The organism is Actinacidiphila oryziradicis (assembly GCF_005047355.1).
Classification (GTDB): Bacteria; Actinomycetota; Actinomycetes; order Streptomycetales; family Streptomycetaceae; genus Actinacidiphila; species Actinacidiphila oryziradicis.
In genome coordinates this window covers 58,337-74,093 of the sequence record NZ_SUMC01000004.1, presented here as the reverse complement: position 1 = coordinate 74,093, position 15,757 = coordinate 58,337, and the positions used below count along the sequence as shown (strand labels likewise).

General features: G+C 68.2%; 15 protein-coding genes. 3 read left to right on the top strand and 12 right to left on the bottom strand.

Annotated elements, in window-relative coordinates; translation table 11 throughout:
• Window positions 1–2: 2 nt before the first annotated feature.
• From prcB to arc, 5 genes are all read right to left on the bottom strand, one after another.
• Window positions 3–848 carry a proteasome subunit beta gene (gene prcB / locus FCI23_RS05910; protein ID WP_136722379.1) on the bottom strand — a complete coding sequence of 282 codons (846 nt, stop codon included), beginning with the start codon at window positions 846–848 and terminating at the stop codon, window positions 3–5.
• Window positions 800–976, bottom strand: coding sequence for an endonuclease domain-containing protein (locus FCI23_RS05905; RefSeq protein WP_246143412.1), 177 nt, complete (start codon window positions 974–976; stop codon window positions 800–802). Before FCI23_RS05905 ends, prcB begins: the two co-directional genes overlap by 49 nt.
• 311 nt (window positions 977–1,287) lie before the next feature.
• Window positions 1,288–1,506 carry a ubiquitin-like protein Pup gene (locus FCI23_RS05900; protein ID WP_127356619.1) on the bottom strand — a complete coding sequence of 73 codons (219 nt, stop codon included), beginning with the start codon at window positions 1,504–1,506 and terminating at the stop codon, window positions 1,288–1,290.
• A 146-nt stretch (window positions 1,507–1,652) separates the two neighbouring features.
• Window positions 1,653–3,164 (bottom strand): depupylase/deamidase Dop, encoded by a 1,512-nt coding sequence (dop, locus tag FCI23_RS05895; protein ID WP_136722378.1) that lies wholly within the window; start codon window positions 3,162–3,164, stop codon window positions 1,653–1,655.
• A 235-nt stretch (window positions 3,165–3,399) separates the two neighbouring features.
• Window positions 3,400–5,166, bottom strand: coding sequence for a proteasome ATPase (gene arc / locus FCI23_RS05890; RefSeq protein WP_136722377.1), 1,767 nt, complete (start codon window positions 5,164–5,166; stop codon window positions 3,400–3,402).
• A 246-nt stretch (window positions 5,167–5,412) separates the two neighbouring features.
• On the opposite strand from arc, the gene FCI23_RS05885 reads away from it, so the two are divergent.
• A complete protein-coding gene (locus FCI23_RS05885; protein WP_136722376.1) occupies window positions 5,413–5,709 on the top strand; it encodes a ferredoxin in 297 nt (98 codons plus the stop codon).
• Window positions 5,710–5,713: 4 nt separating this feature from the next.
• Here FCI23_RS05885 and FCI23_RS05880 read toward each other — a convergent pair whose 3' ends face one another.
• The 3 genes from FCI23_RS05880 to FCI23_RS05870 form a co-directional block, all read right to left on the bottom strand.
• Complete coding sequence (locus FCI23_RS05880) at window positions 5,714–6,277, bottom strand: hypothetical protein (protein WP_246143410.1); 564 nt, start codon at window positions 6,275–6,277, stop codon at window positions 5,714–5,716.
• Between the two features lie 136 nt (window positions 6,278–6,413).
• Complete coding sequence (locus FCI23_RS05875) at window positions 6,414–7,322, bottom strand: tRNA (adenine-N1)-methyltransferase (protein ID WP_136722375.1); 909 nt, start codon at window positions 7,320–7,322, stop codon at window positions 6,414–6,416.
• A gap of 297 nt (window positions 7,323–7,619) precedes the next feature.
• A complete protein-coding gene (locus FCI23_RS05870; RefSeq protein ID WP_246143409.1) occupies window positions 7,620–8,852 on the bottom strand; it encodes a site-2 protease family protein in 1,233 nt (410 codons plus the stop codon).
• 96 nt (window positions 8,853–8,948) lie between these two features.
• Here FCI23_RS05870 and FCI23_RS05865 point away from each other — a divergent pair, with 96 nt between their 5' ends.
• A complete protein-coding gene (locus tag FCI23_RS05865; protein WP_136722374.1) occupies window positions 8,949–9,815 on the top strand; it encodes a RecB family exonuclease in 867 nt (288 codons plus the stop codon).
• 34 nt (window positions 9,816–9,849) lie between these two features.
• Window positions 9,850–10,521 carry a response regulator gene (locus tag FCI23_RS05860; RefSeq protein WP_136722373.1) on the top strand — a complete coding sequence of 224 codons (672 nt, stop codon included), beginning with the start codon at window positions 9,850–9,852 and terminating at the stop codon, window positions 10,519–10,521.
• Window positions 10,522–10,686: 165 nt separating this feature from the next.
• On the opposite strand, the gene FCI23_RS05855 is transcribed toward FCI23_RS05860, so the two are convergent.
• The 4 genes from FCI23_RS05855 to FCI23_RS05840 all read right to left on the bottom strand — a co-directional run bounded on the left by FCI23_RS05855 (window position 10,687) and on the right by FCI23_RS05840 (window position 15,713).
• A complete protein-coding gene (locus FCI23_RS05855) occupies window positions 10,687–12,294 on the bottom strand; it encodes a glycerol-3-phosphate dehydrogenase/oxidase (protein WP_136722372.1) in 1,608 nt (535 codons plus the stop codon).
• Between the two features lie 6 nt (window positions 12,295–12,300).
• Window positions 12,301–13,848 (bottom strand): glycerol kinase GlpK, encoded by a 1,548-nt coding sequence (gene glpK, locus FCI23_RS05850; RefSeq protein WP_136722371.1) that lies wholly within the window; start codon window positions 13,846–13,848, stop codon window positions 12,301–12,303.
• Window positions 13,849–13,884: 36 nt separating this feature from the next.
• The gene (locus FCI23_RS05845; RefSeq protein WP_136722370.1) at window positions 13,885–14,679 is read right to left on the bottom strand and encodes an MIP/aquaporin family protein; all 795 of its coding nucleotides are present in this window, start codon (window positions 14,677–14,679) and stop codon (window positions 13,885–13,887) included.
• 269 nt (window positions 14,680–14,948) lie between these two features.
• Window positions 14,949–15,713, bottom strand: a complete 765-nt coding sequence (locus FCI23_RS05840) for an IclR family transcriptional regulator (protein ID WP_136722369.1) — start codon at window positions 15,711–15,713, stop codon at window positions 14,949–14,951.
• Window positions 15,714–15,757: the final 44 nt, after the last annotated feature.

Here is a 15,757-nt window from a genome sequence, read left to right as displayed (position 1 = left end):
CGTCAGAGGATGGAGGCCCGCGGGCCGTCAGGCTCTTCGAGACGCCGCTCGATGATGGCACGGGCGATCTCGGAGGATTCGGCCTCCGAAAGCTTCCGGAAGCCCTCGTCGGTGATGACGGTGACGATCGGATAGATACGACGGGCCACATCCGGGCCGCCGGTCGCCGAGTCGTCGTCGGCCGCGTCGTACAGTGCCTGGACGACGAGCGTCGTGGTCTGCTGCTCCGTCAGATCCTTGCGGTACAGCTTTTTCAGCGCACCCCGGGCGAACACCGAGCCGGAGCCGGTCGCCGCGTAGCCGTGCTCCTCGGCGCGGCCACCGGTGACGTCGTAGGAGAAAATCCGGCCCTTCTCGCGGTCCGTGTCGTACCCCGCGAAGAGCGGGACCACGGCGAGGCCCTGCAGGGCCATGCCGAGATTGTTCCGGATCATGGTGGACAGACGGTTCGCCTTGCCCTCCAGGGAGAGCACGGCCCCCTCGATCTTCTCGTAGTGCTCCAGCTCCAGCTGGAACAGCTTGACCATCTCCACCGCGAGGCCGGCGGTGCCGGCGATGCCGACGGCCGAGTACTCGTCGGCCGGAAAGACCTTCTCGATGTCCCGCTGGGCGATCACATTCCCCATCGTGGCCCGCCGGTCACCGGCCAGCACCACCCCGCCGGGGAAGGTGGCGGCCACGATCGTCGTTCCGTGCGGGAGCTCGACCGCGCCCTGGAGGGGCGGCAGGCTCCGACTGCCCGGGAGCAGCTGGGGCGAGTGATCGCCCAGGAAGTCGATGAACGAGGACGAGCCAGGCGTCAGGAAGGCAGCTGGTAGACGCCCAGTGCTACGAGTGTTGGCTTCCACACGTTTCCTTCCACATAGTCGGCTGCGCGCCTTATGGCGTCCGGCCGATCCTTGGACTGCCCCAGTGCCGCGTCGCAGCTGAAGCACAGTACGCCACGGACCCTACCCGTCTCATGGTCGTGATCCACATGCTCTGCCCCAGCCGCTGGACAGATCGGAGCGAGCAGAGTCCCGCGAGCGGATCAGTGCGGTCAATTCCTCCCGCGGCAAGCCGTACTTGCGGCGGGAGTACAGGTGGCCGGCCTGGGGGCACGACGACATTCACACGGACCGTGCGGCCTTCCGTCCCCCTGGCGCTGCCGGGAGTACTCCGGAGAGCACTCCCGGCAGTAAGCCTGGGGGCCGTCCCGCCTGGGCTTGTCACATGCCAAGGCATCCTGCGGCGATGTCCGTTCGCATCCGGAGTGCTTCCCCCTCGATGCAATCCGGACATGCCCTGCTATTCTCCGCCCTTTTGCACGAACGAACGTACGAAATCCTCCGCGTTGGATTCGAGCACGTCATCGATTTCGTCCAGGACGTCGTCCACATCGTCCGAGAGCTTCTCCTGGCGCTCCTTGAGGTCCGAGGACGCCTGTGCGTCCTGCGCGGTCTCCTCGACCTCCTCGGTAGAACGTGTGGCCTTCTGCTGTCCGCCGTCGGTGTCCTTGGTTGCCATGTCCCTCACCCCGCTCGCCGCTCGGTTCAGCTACTGGCTGTGGTACAGCCCTTACAAGATCAGACCCTACTCGGAGGGTCCGACATCGGCCCCCGGTTTCTTCAACGTCCGGGGGTCACTGGGTTGATTCCCGTATCCGGACCATTTCAGCCCCCGGACAGGATCCGGACCAGGTCTTCCGCAGTACGGCAGCGGTCCAGGAGCTCCTTGACGTGATTACGGGTCCCCCGGAGCGGTTCCAGAGTAGGCACCCGCTGCAGTGAGTCGCGACCGGGCAGGTCGAAGATCACCGAATCCCAGGAGGCCGCGGCGACATCATCGGCGTACTGCTCGAGGCAGCGGCCGCGGAAGTACGCCCTGGTGTCCTCCGGCGGCTTGGTCCGGGCCCGCTGGACATCCTGCTCGTCCAGGAGGCGCTGGATGCGCCCACGTTCCGCCAGGCGGTTGTAGAGGCCCTTGTCGGGCCGCACGTCGGCGTACTGGAGGTCGACCAGTTGCAGCCGGGCCGCGTCCCAGCCGAGGCCGTCGCGGCGGCGGTAGCCCTCCATGACCTCTTTCTTGGCGACCCAGTCCAGCTCGCCGGACAGGCTCATGGGATTCGTCTCCAGCCGGTTGAGGACATCCTCCCAACGTCCGAGCACGTCCTTGGTCTGCTCGTCGGCATCGGTGCCGTACCGCTCCTCGACATACTTGCGGGCCAGGTCGAAGTACTCCATCTGGAGCTGGACAGCGGTGAGTGTCCGCCCGTTACGGAGTGTGACGAGCTGCTGGAGGGTCGGATCGTGGCTGACCTGGTGCAGGGTGCGGACCGGCTGGTCGACCGCGAGGTCGACCTTGATGAAGCTGTCCTCGATCATCGAGAGTACGAGCGAGGTGGTGCCGAGTTTGAGATACGTGGAGATCTCGGAGAGGTTCGCGTCACCGATGATCACGTGCAGGCGCCGGTATTTCTCGGCGTCGGCGTGCGGCTCGTCCCTCGTATTGATGATCGGCCGCTTGAGGGTCGTCTCCAGCCCTACCTCGACCTCGAAGTAGTCCGCGCGCTGGCTGATCTGGAAACCGTGCTCACGGCCGTCCTGGCCGATGCCGACCCGCCCCGCGCCGGTCACCACCTGCCGGGAGACGAAGAAAGGCGTGAGGTGCCGCACGATGTCCGAGAAGGGGGTCTCCCGCTTCATCAGATAATTTTCGTGCGTGCCGTAGGAGGCGCCCTTGTTGTCCGTGTTGTTCTTGTAGAGATGGATGGGCAGCGCACCGGGAATCTGGGCGGCGCGCTCGGCGGCCTCAGCCATGATCCGCTCGCCGGCCTTGTCCCACAGGACGGCGTCGCGGGGGTTGGTGATCTCGGGCGAGGAGTACTCGGGGTGCGCGTGGTCGACGTAGAGCCTGGCTCCGTTGGTCAGGATCACGTTGGCCAGGCCGATGTCCTCGTCCGTGAGCTGGGTGGAGTCAGCGGTCTCACGGGCAAGGTCGAAGCCGCGGGCGTCCCGCAGCGGGTTCTCCTCCTCGAAATCCCAGCGGGCGCGGCGCGCCCGGTGCATCGCCGACGCATAGGCGTTGACGATCTGGGACGAGGTGAGCATGGCATTGGCGTTCGGGTGACCGGGGACGGAGATCCCGTACTCCGTCTCGATTCCCATTACTCGCCGTACGGTCATGCGGCCCTCCTTGCCCGGCTCCGGCCCGTGCTGGGCCGGACGCTCAAGTACCGCTGCATATATGGCCCGAGTGCGGCTGCTGTCCCCTGACGCGGCGCCGCACTGCATGGCGCGGTACCCAAGAGCCTAGAGCGGGATTGCGGCGGTGGGGAGATCATTTCCCTCATTGCTTCCAGCGAAAGCAGCGTCCGGCTGCGGGTGCCCGCTCGGGGCGCCCGCAGCCGGACGGCTGCCCTTACAGGTACTGCCCTGTGTTGGCGACGGTGTCGATGGAGCGGCCGGTGTCCGCGCCCTGCTTTCCGGTGACAAGGGTGCGGATGAAGACGATCCGCTCGCCCTTCTTGCCGGAGATCCGGGCCCAGTCGTCCGGGTTGGTGGTGTTGGGCAGGTCCTCGTTCTCCTTGAACTCGTCCACACATGCGGCGAGCAGGTGGGAGACGCGCAGACCCTTCTGGTTCTGGTCGAGGAAATCCTTGATCGCCATCTTCTTCGCCCGGTCCACGATGTTCTGGATCATGGCGCCGGAGTTGAAGTCCTTGAAATAAAGGACTTCCTTGTCACCATTGGCATAGGTGACCTCCAGGAAGCGGTTCTCCTCGGTCTCGGTGTACATCCGCTCGACCACGGCCTGGATCATGGCGTCCACGGTGCCCGCCTTGGATCCGCCGTGTTCCGACAGGTCCTCGCTGTTGAGCGGGAGTGTCGGCACGAGGTACTTCGAGAAGATGTCCTTCGCCGCCTCCGCGTCCGGCCGCTCGATCTTGATCTTCACGTCCAGGCGGCCGGGCCGCAGGATCGCGGGGTCGATCATGTCCTCGCGGTTGGATGCGCCGATGACGATGACGTTCTCCAGCCCCTCCACACCATCGATCTCGGCGAGCAGCTGCGGGACGATGGTGTTCTCCACGTCCGAGCTGACACCGGAACCACGGGTCCGGAAGAGGGATTCCATCTCGTCGAAGAAGACGATGACGGGGGTGCCCTCGCTGGCCTTCTCCCTCGCACGCTGGAAGACCAGGCGGATCTGCCGCTCGGTCTCGCCGACGTACTTGTTGAGCAGCTCGGGACCCTTGATGTTCAGGAAGTAGCTTTTGCCCTGCGGTCGTCCGGTGACTTCGGCGACCTTCTTGGCAAGGGAGTTGGCCACTGCCTTGGCGATGAGGGTCTTTCCGCAGCCCGGCGGGCCGTAGAGGAGTACGCCCTTGGGCGGGCGCAGCTCGTACTCCTTGAACAGCTCGGCGTGCAGATAGGGCAGTTCGACCGCATCGCGGATCTGCTCGATCTGGTTGGTGAGACCGCCAATCTGGCGGTAGTCGATGTCGGGGACCTCTTCGAGGACGAGCTCTTCGACCTCGCTCTTGGGTACCCGCTCGTAGACGTACCCGGAACGGGGTTCGAGCAGCAGGGCGTCACCAGTGCGAAGGAGGCCGTCCAGGAGCGGCTCGGCGAGCCGCACCACCCTCTCCTCGTCGGTGTGCCCGACGACCAGGGCACGCTCGCCGTCCTCAAGGACTTCCTTGAGGGTGACGATGTCCCCGATGCGCTCATAAGCCATGGCTTCCACCACATTGAGCGCCTCGTTGAGCATGACCTCCTGGCCTCGCCGGAGCTCTTCCAGTTCGACGGATGGGCTGACATTCACCCGCAGCTTGCGGCCGCCGGTGAAGATGTCGGCTGTTCCGTCCTCGTTCGCCTGTAGATACACACCGAAGCCTGCAGGAGGCTGTGCGAGCCTGTCGACCTCCTCCTTGAGGGCCACGATCTGGTCGCGGGCCTCGCGGAGAGTGTTCGCCAGCCGCTCATTTTGAGCGGACACGCCTGCCAGGCTGGTCTGCAGCTCGACGATCCGCTCTTCGAGAATCCTCGTGTGTCGCGGAGAGTCGGCGAGCTTACGTCGCAGGACGGCGATTTCCTGCTCAAGAAAGGCGACCTGGCTCATGGGGTCTTCCGAACCACGAGCGGGTCGGCCGCCACGGTTGATGTCGTCGTCGTGGGCCGCCACGGTCCTCACCTCCTCCAAGGGGAGCTGGACGTTTCCAGACCCTACCTGTGCCGGTAGGGGTGTAAACCCCTAGATCACGAAAGACGGTCGGGGTGTGTCCGATCTTCACCCTTGCGTACGTCCTCCCGCCAAGGGGATACCCAGCCAGCAGCATCGGAAAGCGGCCGGTTGTATCGTCGATTCGGTCAACGCCCGTCAGGGGCGGTTCCATCCCGGTTTCATCCCGGACTACGAACGACAGGCGAGGTGCCCGTGAACGAGACGGCCGGCGAGGATCTGGAAGTCTGGATCGACCAGGACCTGTGCACCGGTGACGGGATCTGTGTGCAGTATGCGCCCGAGGTGTTCGAGCTGGATATTGACGGGCTTGCCTATGTCAAGGGTGGTGACGACCAGCTTCGGCAGGCGCGGGGCGCCACGGCTCCAGTGCCGCTGCCGCTGCTGGTCGACGTGGTGGACTCGGCCAAGGAGTGCCCCGGTGAGTGCATCCACGTTCGGCGCGTTTCGGACAGGGTAGAGGTTTTCGGGCCCACTGCGGAGTGATCTGTCACACACTGTTCGCGAGTGGGCCGGGGATCACATAGAAGGTACCGGCGCGCCACTCCCAGCCGTAGGAGCGCTGCTGGTCCGGGCAGCAGCGGGGGACATTGTCGCTGGAGTAGCCGAGGATTGTGGCCCGCACGATACGGCCGTCGAGCTTCAGGTCCTTGATGCTCCGCTTCTCCTTGGGATTCACGAGGGTCTCGATGATCCGGGGGGCACTGCCCGTGGTGGCCCCGGCGGAGAGCACGTAGACGCCGCTGGGCGGGGTGCCGGTCTCGGAGTGGCAGCGCACGACCGAAACGGTCTCGGGGCGGCCGTCCTCGTCCAGGTCCCCGGAGACGTGGTCCACGACGTCCACGGGGGCTCCCGCGCAGTCCAGGGGATAGTGGGCGGCCTTGGGGTCCGGCGCCTTCACAGAGGCGGTGTGTGCGGTGCTGCTGGGCGTCGCATCGGCGGTGGGCACGAGTGTTCCGGCCCCTACCACGGCCGCGACGGCGGCGGCTGTCGTGATCCAGTGCACGGAGCGGGCCCGGGTGTGCGGAAGAACCGTGCCTGCGGAGGGCTGCACGCGGCTGTCTCCTGTTGGGGGATGCGAATTTTTTGGCGCTGCGAAGCTTTGGCATCGTGCCATATGTCACAGGCCGCCGACGCCCTGGGGTGGGTGTCTGCGGCCTGTGTCGTGGCGTGTCGCGGCTTTCGGGTGATTACGTGGCGTTACTGCCGCCGCTTTCGCTGCCGGGACCGGTGTAGTCCTCGCCATAGGCGCCCTTGGCGGGCCGGCGGCGGCGCAGCGGCGGCTCGACGCCGTCGGCGAGCCGCCGGGCGGTGAGGAGGAAGCCGGTGTGGCCGATCATGCGGTGATCGGGGCGGACTGCGAGGCCTTCGACGTGCCAGGTGCGGACCATGGTCTCCCAGGCGGCCGGCTCGTTGAAGGTGCCGTGCTCACGGATGGCCTCGACGGTGCGGGCGAGCTGGGTGGTGGTGGCCACGTAGGCGCAGACGATGCCGCCGGGGACCAGGGCCTTGGAGACGGCGTCCAGGCACTCCCAGGGAGCGAGCATGTCCAGGATGACGCGGTCGACCTCGGTGTCGGAGAGGTTGTCCTGGAGGTCGCCGACGGTGAGCTGCCATGCGGGGTGGGGGCCGCCGAAGTAGCGTTCCACGTTCTGGGTGGCGATCTCGGCGAAGTCCGCCCGGCGCTCGTAGCTGTGCAGCATGCCCTGATCACCGATGGCGCGCAGCAGGAAGCTGCTGAGTGAGCCGGAGCCGACGCCTGCCTCGACGACACGGGCGCCGGGGAAGATGTCGGCCATGGCCAGGATCTGCCCCGCGTCCTTGGGATAGACCACCGCGGCGCCGCGGGGCATGGACAGGACATAGTCGGGGAGCAGGGGTCTCAGCGCGAGATAGGCGACGTTTCCCGTGGTACGGACAACACTGCCCTCGGGGGCACCGATCAGCTCGTCGTGGGGGAAGGCACCCTTGTGGGTGTGGAACTGCTTCCCGGCTTCGAGCGTGAAGGTGTAGTGGCGTCCCTTGGGGTCGGTGAGCTGGACCTGGTCCCCGACCTGGAAGGGGCCGCGGCGACGGGCGGCACCGGTCGGTTCGGACATGTGACCAGCCTACCGGCTTGGGATGCCCGGCTCGCCCAGGCGAGTGAGCCGAAGGGGCGCGCCGCCGTCGAAAGGGAGAACACGCGCAGGTCGTGAGGTACAAACGACCGAGCACGGTCGACCCTCGACGGAGACCCAAGCGCCCCGGAGGCGAACCGAGCCCCAGAAGAAAGGCGAGTGAGCCGAAGGGGAGCGGCCACTGTCGAAAGGGAGAGCGCGCACAGGTCGTGAGGTACGAACGACCGTGCACGGTCGAGCGTCGACAGTGGCTGAGCGGACCGGAGGCGAACCGAGCCCTTAGGAAGACGGCCGCGCCATGGCCGCGAGGAAGGCGCGTTCGACGTCGGCGGTGGAGAGGACTCCATAGATCTCGCCGGTGGGTTCGACCACGAGGTATTCGGTGGCGGGGGTTGCGCGGAGGGTGTCGAGGAGGTCTTCGCCGGCGAGTTCGACGGAAACCTTCATGCCGGGCTTGAGGTCCTGGGCGAGGCCGCTGACGGCGACCCATGGGCGGCGGTGCTCGGGGACGCCGACGATGGCGGCCTCGCGGACGACGGCGGTGGGGGCACCGTGGCCGTCGACGACGACGAGGGCGCGGGCGCCGGCCTCGTTGGCGCGCCGGAGTGCCTCGGACAGGGGCGTGTCGGAGGAGACGGGGAGGGCCCTGCGGGTGAGGGTGCGGGCCTGGAGGCCGGGAAGGTGTTCACGGAGCCGGGCCATGCGCAGGGCGTTGCCCGCGCCGGTCCAGATGATGGCGGCCAGGATGGCGGCCAGCAACGCGTCGGTGAGGGAGTTGAAGCCGGACGTCTGGTTGGAGCCGTCGTTGAGGCCGCCGGCGTAGGACAGCAGCGGAAGGCCGACGAGGACCGCGATGGCCAGCGCCCTGCCGGTCCAGGCCGCGGCTGCGGTGCCGGTCATGGGTTTGCCGCTGATCTTCCAGACGACGGCGCGGAGCATCCGGCCACCGTCGAGGGGCAGACCGGGGAGGAGGTTGAAGACGGCGACGATCAGATTGCTGATCATGAGGCCACCGAGCAGCACACCCGGGACGGTGCCCGGTTCCACGCCCTGCATGCCGAGGTAGAAGATCCCGGCGAGGATGAGCGACAGCAGTGGCCCGACGAACGCCAGAACGAATTCACGGCCGGGCGTGTCGGACTCCTTTTCGATCTCGGAGACGCCGCCGAAGAACTGCAGCTGGATGCGGCGCACCGGGAGGTCGAAGCGGAGGGCGGCCACGGTGTGGGCGAGCTCGTGGACGAGTACGGAGGCGTAGAAAGCGATGGCGAAGAAGAGCGAGACAAGGTAGCGGAGGTTGCCCAGCTCGGGCAGTACGCGGTCGAGCTGACCGCCGAAGACCCAGGTGATCAGGGCGGCGACCAGGAACCAACTGGGCGCGACGTAGACGGGTACGCCGAAGATGCGGCCCATGAGGAATCCGCCGCCGCTCTCCTTGGCGCCCTTGCCGGGACCGTCGCCGGGCCCCGGGGTCTGCGCGTCGTCCGTCGGCGGCCGCCCGCTGTCGCTCACTGATTCCCCATCGTTCGCCTGTCGTCTGGGTTGATGGTATTGCCCGGGTGTGGACAGCGGGCACCGGCTGTCAGTGGTACCCCATAGGGTCCTGTCATGGTTACCAGCACTGACCGCATCCCTCCGAGGCCGCCGTCCTCGCTCTCGCCGTCGCGGGCGGCCGACTTCATGCGCTGTCCGCTGCTGTACCGCCTCCGGGTGATCGACAAGCTGCCGGAGAAGCCGAGCGAGGCGGCGACCCGGGGCACCGTGGTGCACGCCGTTCTGGAACGGCTTTTCGACGCCCCTGCTGTGGAGCGTACGGCGGACCGGGCACGGGCGATGGTGCCGGGCGAGTGGGAGAAGCTGCTCGCGGCCCGGCCGGAGCTGGCGGGGCTCTTCCCGGGTGCGCACGGGGAGGCGGAGGCGGGCGCCCAGCTGGCGGAGTGGCTGGAGAGCGCGCGGCGGCTGGTGGACCGGTGGTTCACGCTGGAGGACCCGACGCGACTGGAGCCGGCCGAGCGTGAGCTCTACGTGGAGACGGCGCTGGAGTCGGGGCTGACGCTTCGGGGGTACGTCGACCGGCTGGACGTGGCTCCCACGACGGGAGACCTGCGGGTGGTCGACTACAAGACCGGGAAGGCGCCGCGGCCGGAGTACGCGGACGAGGCGCTCTTCCAGATGAAGTTCTACGCGCTGGTGCTCTGGCGGCTGCGCGGGGTGGTTCCCCGGCGGCTCCAGCTGGTCTACCTGGGCAGCGGCGATGTGCTGACGTACGACCCCTCGGAGGGGGATCTGCGCGGGGTGGAGCGCAAGCTCCAGGCCCTGTGGGAGGCCATCAGGGAGGCGACGGACAGCGGGGACTGGCGGCCACGGCCGAGCCGGTTGTGCGACTGGTGCGATTTCCAGGCGGTCTGTCCGTCGTTCGGGGGCACTCCCCCGCCTTATCCGCTGGCCGGATTGGGGAAGAATGAGGGATCTTGAGCGAGAGCGCTCGGGTGAAGGGGGAGGGGATCCTGTGGCTATTCGCGTGCTGCTGGTGGACGACCAGCCGCTGCTGCGTACCGGTTTCCGGATGATTCTGGAGGCCGAGCCGGATCTTGTCGTGGTAGGTGAGGCGGGGGACGGGCAGCAAGCGCTGGACCAGGTTCGGGCGCTACAGCCCGATGTGGTGCTGATGGACGTCCGGATGCCGCGGATGGACGGCGTCGAGTCGACCCGGCAGATCACCGGTCCCGGGCGGGACGGGCCGGCGAAAGTGCTGGTGCTGACCACATTCGACCTTGACGAGTATGTGGTGGAGGCGCTGCGGGCGGGGGCGAGCGGCTTTCTGCTGAAGGACGCGCCGGCGCATGAACTGGTGCAGGCCATCCGCGTGGTGGCCGCCGGTGAGGCGATGCTGGCGCCCAGCATCACGCGCCGGCTGCTCGACAAGTACGCGGGGCGGCTGCCGTCCCAGGAGGATCAGGTCCCGCAGGTGCTGCACACCTTGACCGAGCGGGAGGTCGAGGTGTTGAAGCTGGTGGCGCGGGGCTTGTCGAACGCGGAGATCGCGGCGGAGCTTTTCGTCAGTGAGACGACAGTGAAGACGCACGTGGGGCACATGCTGACGAAGCTGGCGCTTCGGGACCGGGTCCAGGCGGCGGTGTACGCGTACGAGAGCGGCCTGGTGCGGCCGGGGGCGGGGTAACACATGGGTCGGCCGTGGCTCCGTCGGCCGCCTGGCTCTCGGCGTGCGGCGTAACGATCCTCCCCCGGACTCCGTCCGGGAGGTGCCCCACAAACGCCGGACTGGGGGCACCTCCCGGCCGAAGGCTGGGGGCACTGGATTGTGCCCGGCGTTTGAGGACAGCCCTCAGGCGCGCTTGGCCAGTATCTTCTCCACCCCGGCGCGTACCTCGTCCGTGTCGAGGCCGCGCACCGTCAGGGTGGTACGGCGGCGCAGGACGTCGTCGGCGGTCTCAGCCCACTCGTAGTCGCGGGCATAGACGACCTGGGCCCAGATCTCGGGGCCGTCGGGGTGGATGCGCAGCGCGAGGGCCGGGTCCTCGTTGGCCAGCCGGGCGATGTCGAAGGAGAGCGAGCCGTAGTGGGTGGCGAGGTGCCGCGCGGTGAGCGGGTCGAGACGGCTGCCCAGATCGTGGTCGACGAGCAGTCGGTGGGCGACGGCGTTGGGGTTGGCGACACCGGGCAGCGGGGGGCGCTTGGGCAGCTGGGAGAGAGCGACCATGTCGTCGTTCAGCGGGCCGCCGGGCAGCTTGGCGATCTTGGCCATCACGGTGCGGCCGATGTGGCGGTAGGTGGTCCACTTCCCGCCCGCGACGGAGAGCATGCCGCCGCGGCCCTCGCTGACCACGGTCTCGCGCTTGGCCTTCTCGACGCCGCCGGGGCCGCCAGGGAGCACCCGGAGGCCGGCGAAGGCGTAGGTGATCAGGTCCCGGCTGAGGTGCTCGGCGCGTACGGAGTGCGCGGCCTCGTCGAGGATCTGCTGGATATCGGCTTCGGTGGCCCGCACGTCGGCCGGGTCGCCGGTGTACTCCTCGTCGGTGGTGCCGAGCAGGAGCTGGTCCTCCCACGGCAGCGCGAAGGTGATGCGGTACTTGTCGATGGGGGTGGCCATGGCGGCCTTCCAGGGGGCCTTGCGCTTGAGCACGACGTGGGCGCCCTTGGACAGGCGGATGCTCGGGTCGGAGGCGGCGTCCTCCAGCTTGCGCAGGTGGTCGACCCAGGGACCGGTGGCGTTGAGGACGACCCGGGCGTCGATGCCGAACTCGGTGCCGTCGACGCGGTCCGAGAGGTCGGCGCCGGTGACCCGGCCGTGGGTGAAGCGCAGGCCCTTGACCTCGGCGTGGTTGAGGACCACGGCGCCGGCCTCGACCGCTGCGCGGACCGTCATGACAGCGACCCGGGAGTCGTTCATCTGGTGGTCGTAGTAGACCGCGACGGCCTTGAGGTTCTCCGTACGCAGCCCTGGGTTGCCGGCCAGCGCCCTGGCCGGGGAGATGACCTTGCCGACGCCGTCGCCGAAGGCGGAAAGGGCGGTGTAGGCGAAGACGCCCGCGCCGAGCTTCGCGGCGCCGACCGGGCCTCCCTTGTAGACCGGCAGGTAGAAGGTGAGCGGGTTGACGAGGTGCGGGGCCACGTCCTTGGCCAGCGCCCGCCGCTCCTGGTGGTTCTCCGCGACGAGCTTGACCGCGCCGGTCTGCAGGTAGCGCAGACCGCCGTGGACGAGCTTGGACGATGCGGAGGAGGTGGCGCCGGCGAAGTCGCCGGCGTCCACCATGGCGACCCGCAGCCCGGACTGCGCGGCGTGCCAGGCCACCGAGGTCCCGAGTATGCCGCCGCCGATCACCAGTAGGTCGTACGTGGCGTGGCTGAGCAGCTCCCGGGTCTCGGAACGACTGGGGTTACGGCCGGCGGCCGGGTGCGTCCCGAGGGTGGGAACGCTCTGCAGGGTGCTCACTTTTGTTTACTCCTCGTCCTCGATCCAGCCCATGGTCCGCTCGACGGCCTTGAGCCAGCTCTTGTACTCGCGGTCACGCTGGGCCGCGTCCATGTTGGGGGTCCATTCGGCGGCCCGGCGCCAGTTGGCGCGCAGCTCGTCGGTGTCTGCCCAGAAGCCGACGGCGAGGCCGGCGGCGTAGGCGGCGCCGAGGCAGGTGGTCTCGGCGACCATCGGGCGCACCACGGGGGCGTCCAGGAAGTCGGCGAGGGTCTGCATCAGCAGGTTGTTGCTGGTCATGCCGCCGTCGACCTTGACCGCGGCAAGCTCGACACCGGAGTCCTTGGTCATGGCGTCGACGATCTCGCGGGTCTGCCAGGCGGTCGCCTCCAGCACCGCACGCGCGATGTGCGCCTTGGTGACGTAACGGGTCAGGCCGGCGATCACACCACGGGCGTCGTCCCGCCAGTACGGGGCGAACAGGCCGGAGAAGGCCGGCACGAAGTAGGCGCCGCCGTTGTCCTCTACGGAGCTGGCCAGCGTCTCGATCTCGGCGGCGCTCTTGATCAGGCCCATCTGGTCGCGCATCCACTGCACGAGGGAGCCGGTGACCGCGATCGAGCCTTCGAGGGCGTAGACCGGCTTCTGGTCGCCGATGCGGTAGCCGACCGTGGTCAGCAGTCCGTTGTAGGAGTTGACCGGCTTGTCGCCGGTGTTCATCAGCAGGAAGGTGCCGGTGCCGTACGTCGACTTGGCCTCGCCCTCGGCGAAACAGGTCTGGCCGAACAGGGCGGCCTGCTGGTCGCCGAGCGCGGAGGCGACCGGGATGCCGGCCAGCGAACCGCTCTTGGCGTAGCCGTAGACCTCGGCGGAGGAGCGGATCTCCGGGAGCACTGCGGCGGGGACGCCGATGGAGGCGAGGATCTTCTCGTCCCAGTCGAGGGTCTGCAGGTTCATCAGCAGGGTGCGCGAGGCGTTGGTGACGTCGGTGACGTGGACGCCTCCGTCCGGGCCGCCGGTGAGGTTCCAGATCACCCAGCTGTCCATGGTGCCGAAGAGGATCTCGCCGCGCTCGGCGCGCTCCCGCAGGCCCTCGACGTTGTCGAGCAGCCAGCGAATCTTCGGGCCGGCGAAGTACGAGGCCAGCGGCAGCCCGGTCTCGCGGCGGAAGCGGTCCTGGCCGACGTTGCGGCCGAGCTCCTTGCAGAGGGCGTCGGTACGGGTGTCCTGCCAGACCAGGGCGTTGTGGACGGGCTCGCCGGTCGCCTTGTCCCACAGCAGGGTGGTCTCGCGCTGATTGGTGATGCCGATCGCCTTGACGTCGGCCGAGGTGATACCCGCCTTGGCGACGGCGCTGTCGACGACTTCCTGGACGTTGGTCCAGATCTCGGCGGCGTCGTGCTCGACCCAGCCGGGCTTCGGGAAGATCTGCTCGTGCTCCTTCTGGTCGACGGAGACGATCCGGCCGTCCTTGTCGAAGACGATGCAGCGGCTGGAGGTGGTGCCCTGGTCGATCGCGGCGATGAACGGGCCAGGCCCGTGGGAGGAAGTGCCAGTGGTGTGAGCGTCGGTCACGGTGTGTGCTCCTCGTTGAGTCTTCGGTCGGGTGGGTTACGCGAAGGCGAGACGGTACAGGCCGCCCGCGAGGACGGCGCCGACGAGCGGGCCGGCCACGGGGATCCAGGCGTAGCCCCAGTCTGAACCGCCCTTGTTCGGCAGCGGCAGGAGGGCGTGGACGATTCGCGGGCCGAGGTCGCGGGCCGGGTTGATCGCGTAACCGGTGGGACCGCCGAGGGAGAGGCCGATGCTGACGACCACGAGGGCCGTCATCAGGGCGCCGGTGCCGGAGAGCGCCAGGCCCTTGGTGAGTCCCTGGGTGAGGACCGCCAGGACCAGCACCATGGTGCCGATGATCTCGGTGGCCAGGTTCTGCCAGACGACGCGGATCTCGGGGCCGGTGGAGAAGATGCCGAGCACGGGTCCGCCGGGGGCGGGCTGGGCGTCCTTGCCGGTGACCGGACCCTCCGGGTCGGCGTCGAGGCCGGCGATCAGCTCGGGGTCGGTCATGTGGGCCTGGAACTGGCCGTAGTAGGCGACCCACACGAGTGCGGCGCCGATCATGGCGCCCAGCATCTGGCCGGCGAGGTAGACCGGGACCTTGCCCCACTCGCCGGTCTCGACGGCTATGCCGATGGTGACCGCGGGGTTGAGGTGCGCACCGGAAAGGCTGGAAGAGATGTAGACCGCGCTCAGTACCGCGAAGCCCCAGCCGAAGGCGATGGCGAGCCAGCCGGCGTCACGGGCCTTGGAGCTTTTAAGGGTGACAGCGGCACAGACGCCACCGCCGAGCAGTATGAGGACGGCGGTACCTATGGTCTCACCGAAAAAAATGTTGGCGCTGGACACCCACGACTCCTTTGTCCTTCGTCCAGGGGAGGGCGAACCCCGGGTTTGCCGTCCGGCGGTCCGGGCCCTTCAGGGAGGGCCTCGGCGGTCACACTGCGCCTCGCATCATACCGACTCCGTCGGCATCTGTTCGACAATGTCGACCGCCGAACGGCAGTTTTCGCCCCACGCGGTCACTTCGTCAAGAGGTGTGTGACTTACGACTCTCACAAGTCCGAAAACTCACAGAAACACCCGTTGTCACAAAGGGACATGTCGGGAGGCGCGCCTCAGAAACGTCCGGCGCCAAGATCACGCGAGACGGCACGGGCGCAGTCCCGTACCGAGGCCACCAACTGGGCGCGGAAATCGCCGTCCTCGCACACCCGCTCCACGGCGCCGGTGACGGCCACCGCGCCCACCGGGATCCGCCGCCGGTCGTGGATGGGAGCGGCGACGGATGCCACGCCGTCCCAGGTCTCCTCCAGGTCGGACGCCCAGCCCCGGGCCCGTACGAGTTCCAGTACGCGTTCGAAGTCGGCCGCGCCGGTGATGGTGCGCGGCGTGAGGGCGGCCCGCTCCATGTCGGTCACCTGGCCGTGCGCCACCGGGTCGTACGCCGAGAGCGCCTTGCCCAGGGCGGTGCTGTGCAGCGGGTGCATCGCCCCGACCTCCAGCACCTGGCGGCTGTCGTCGGGCCGGAAGACGTGGTGGACGATGAGCACACCCTGCTGGTGCAGCACCCCGAGGTAGACCGCCTCACCGCTGGAGCGGGCCAGGTCGTCGGTCCACACCAGGGCCCGGGCCCGGAGCTCGTGCACATCCAGATAACTGTTGCCCAGCCGCAGCAGTTCGGCGCCCAGCTGGTACTTGCCGGAGGCCGGGTCCTGCTCGACGAACCCCTCCTGCTGCAGGGTGCGCAGGATCCCGTGCGCCGTGCCCTTGGCGAGGCCGAGGGAGGAGGCGACATCCGACAGGCCGATTCGCCGGTCACCACCGGCGAGCAGGCGCAGGATCGCAGCCGCACGCGTCAGCGACTGGATGGGTCCTGGCATGGGGCAAATCCTCCGTCAGAAGCGAGTCGGCAATGCTGAACGAT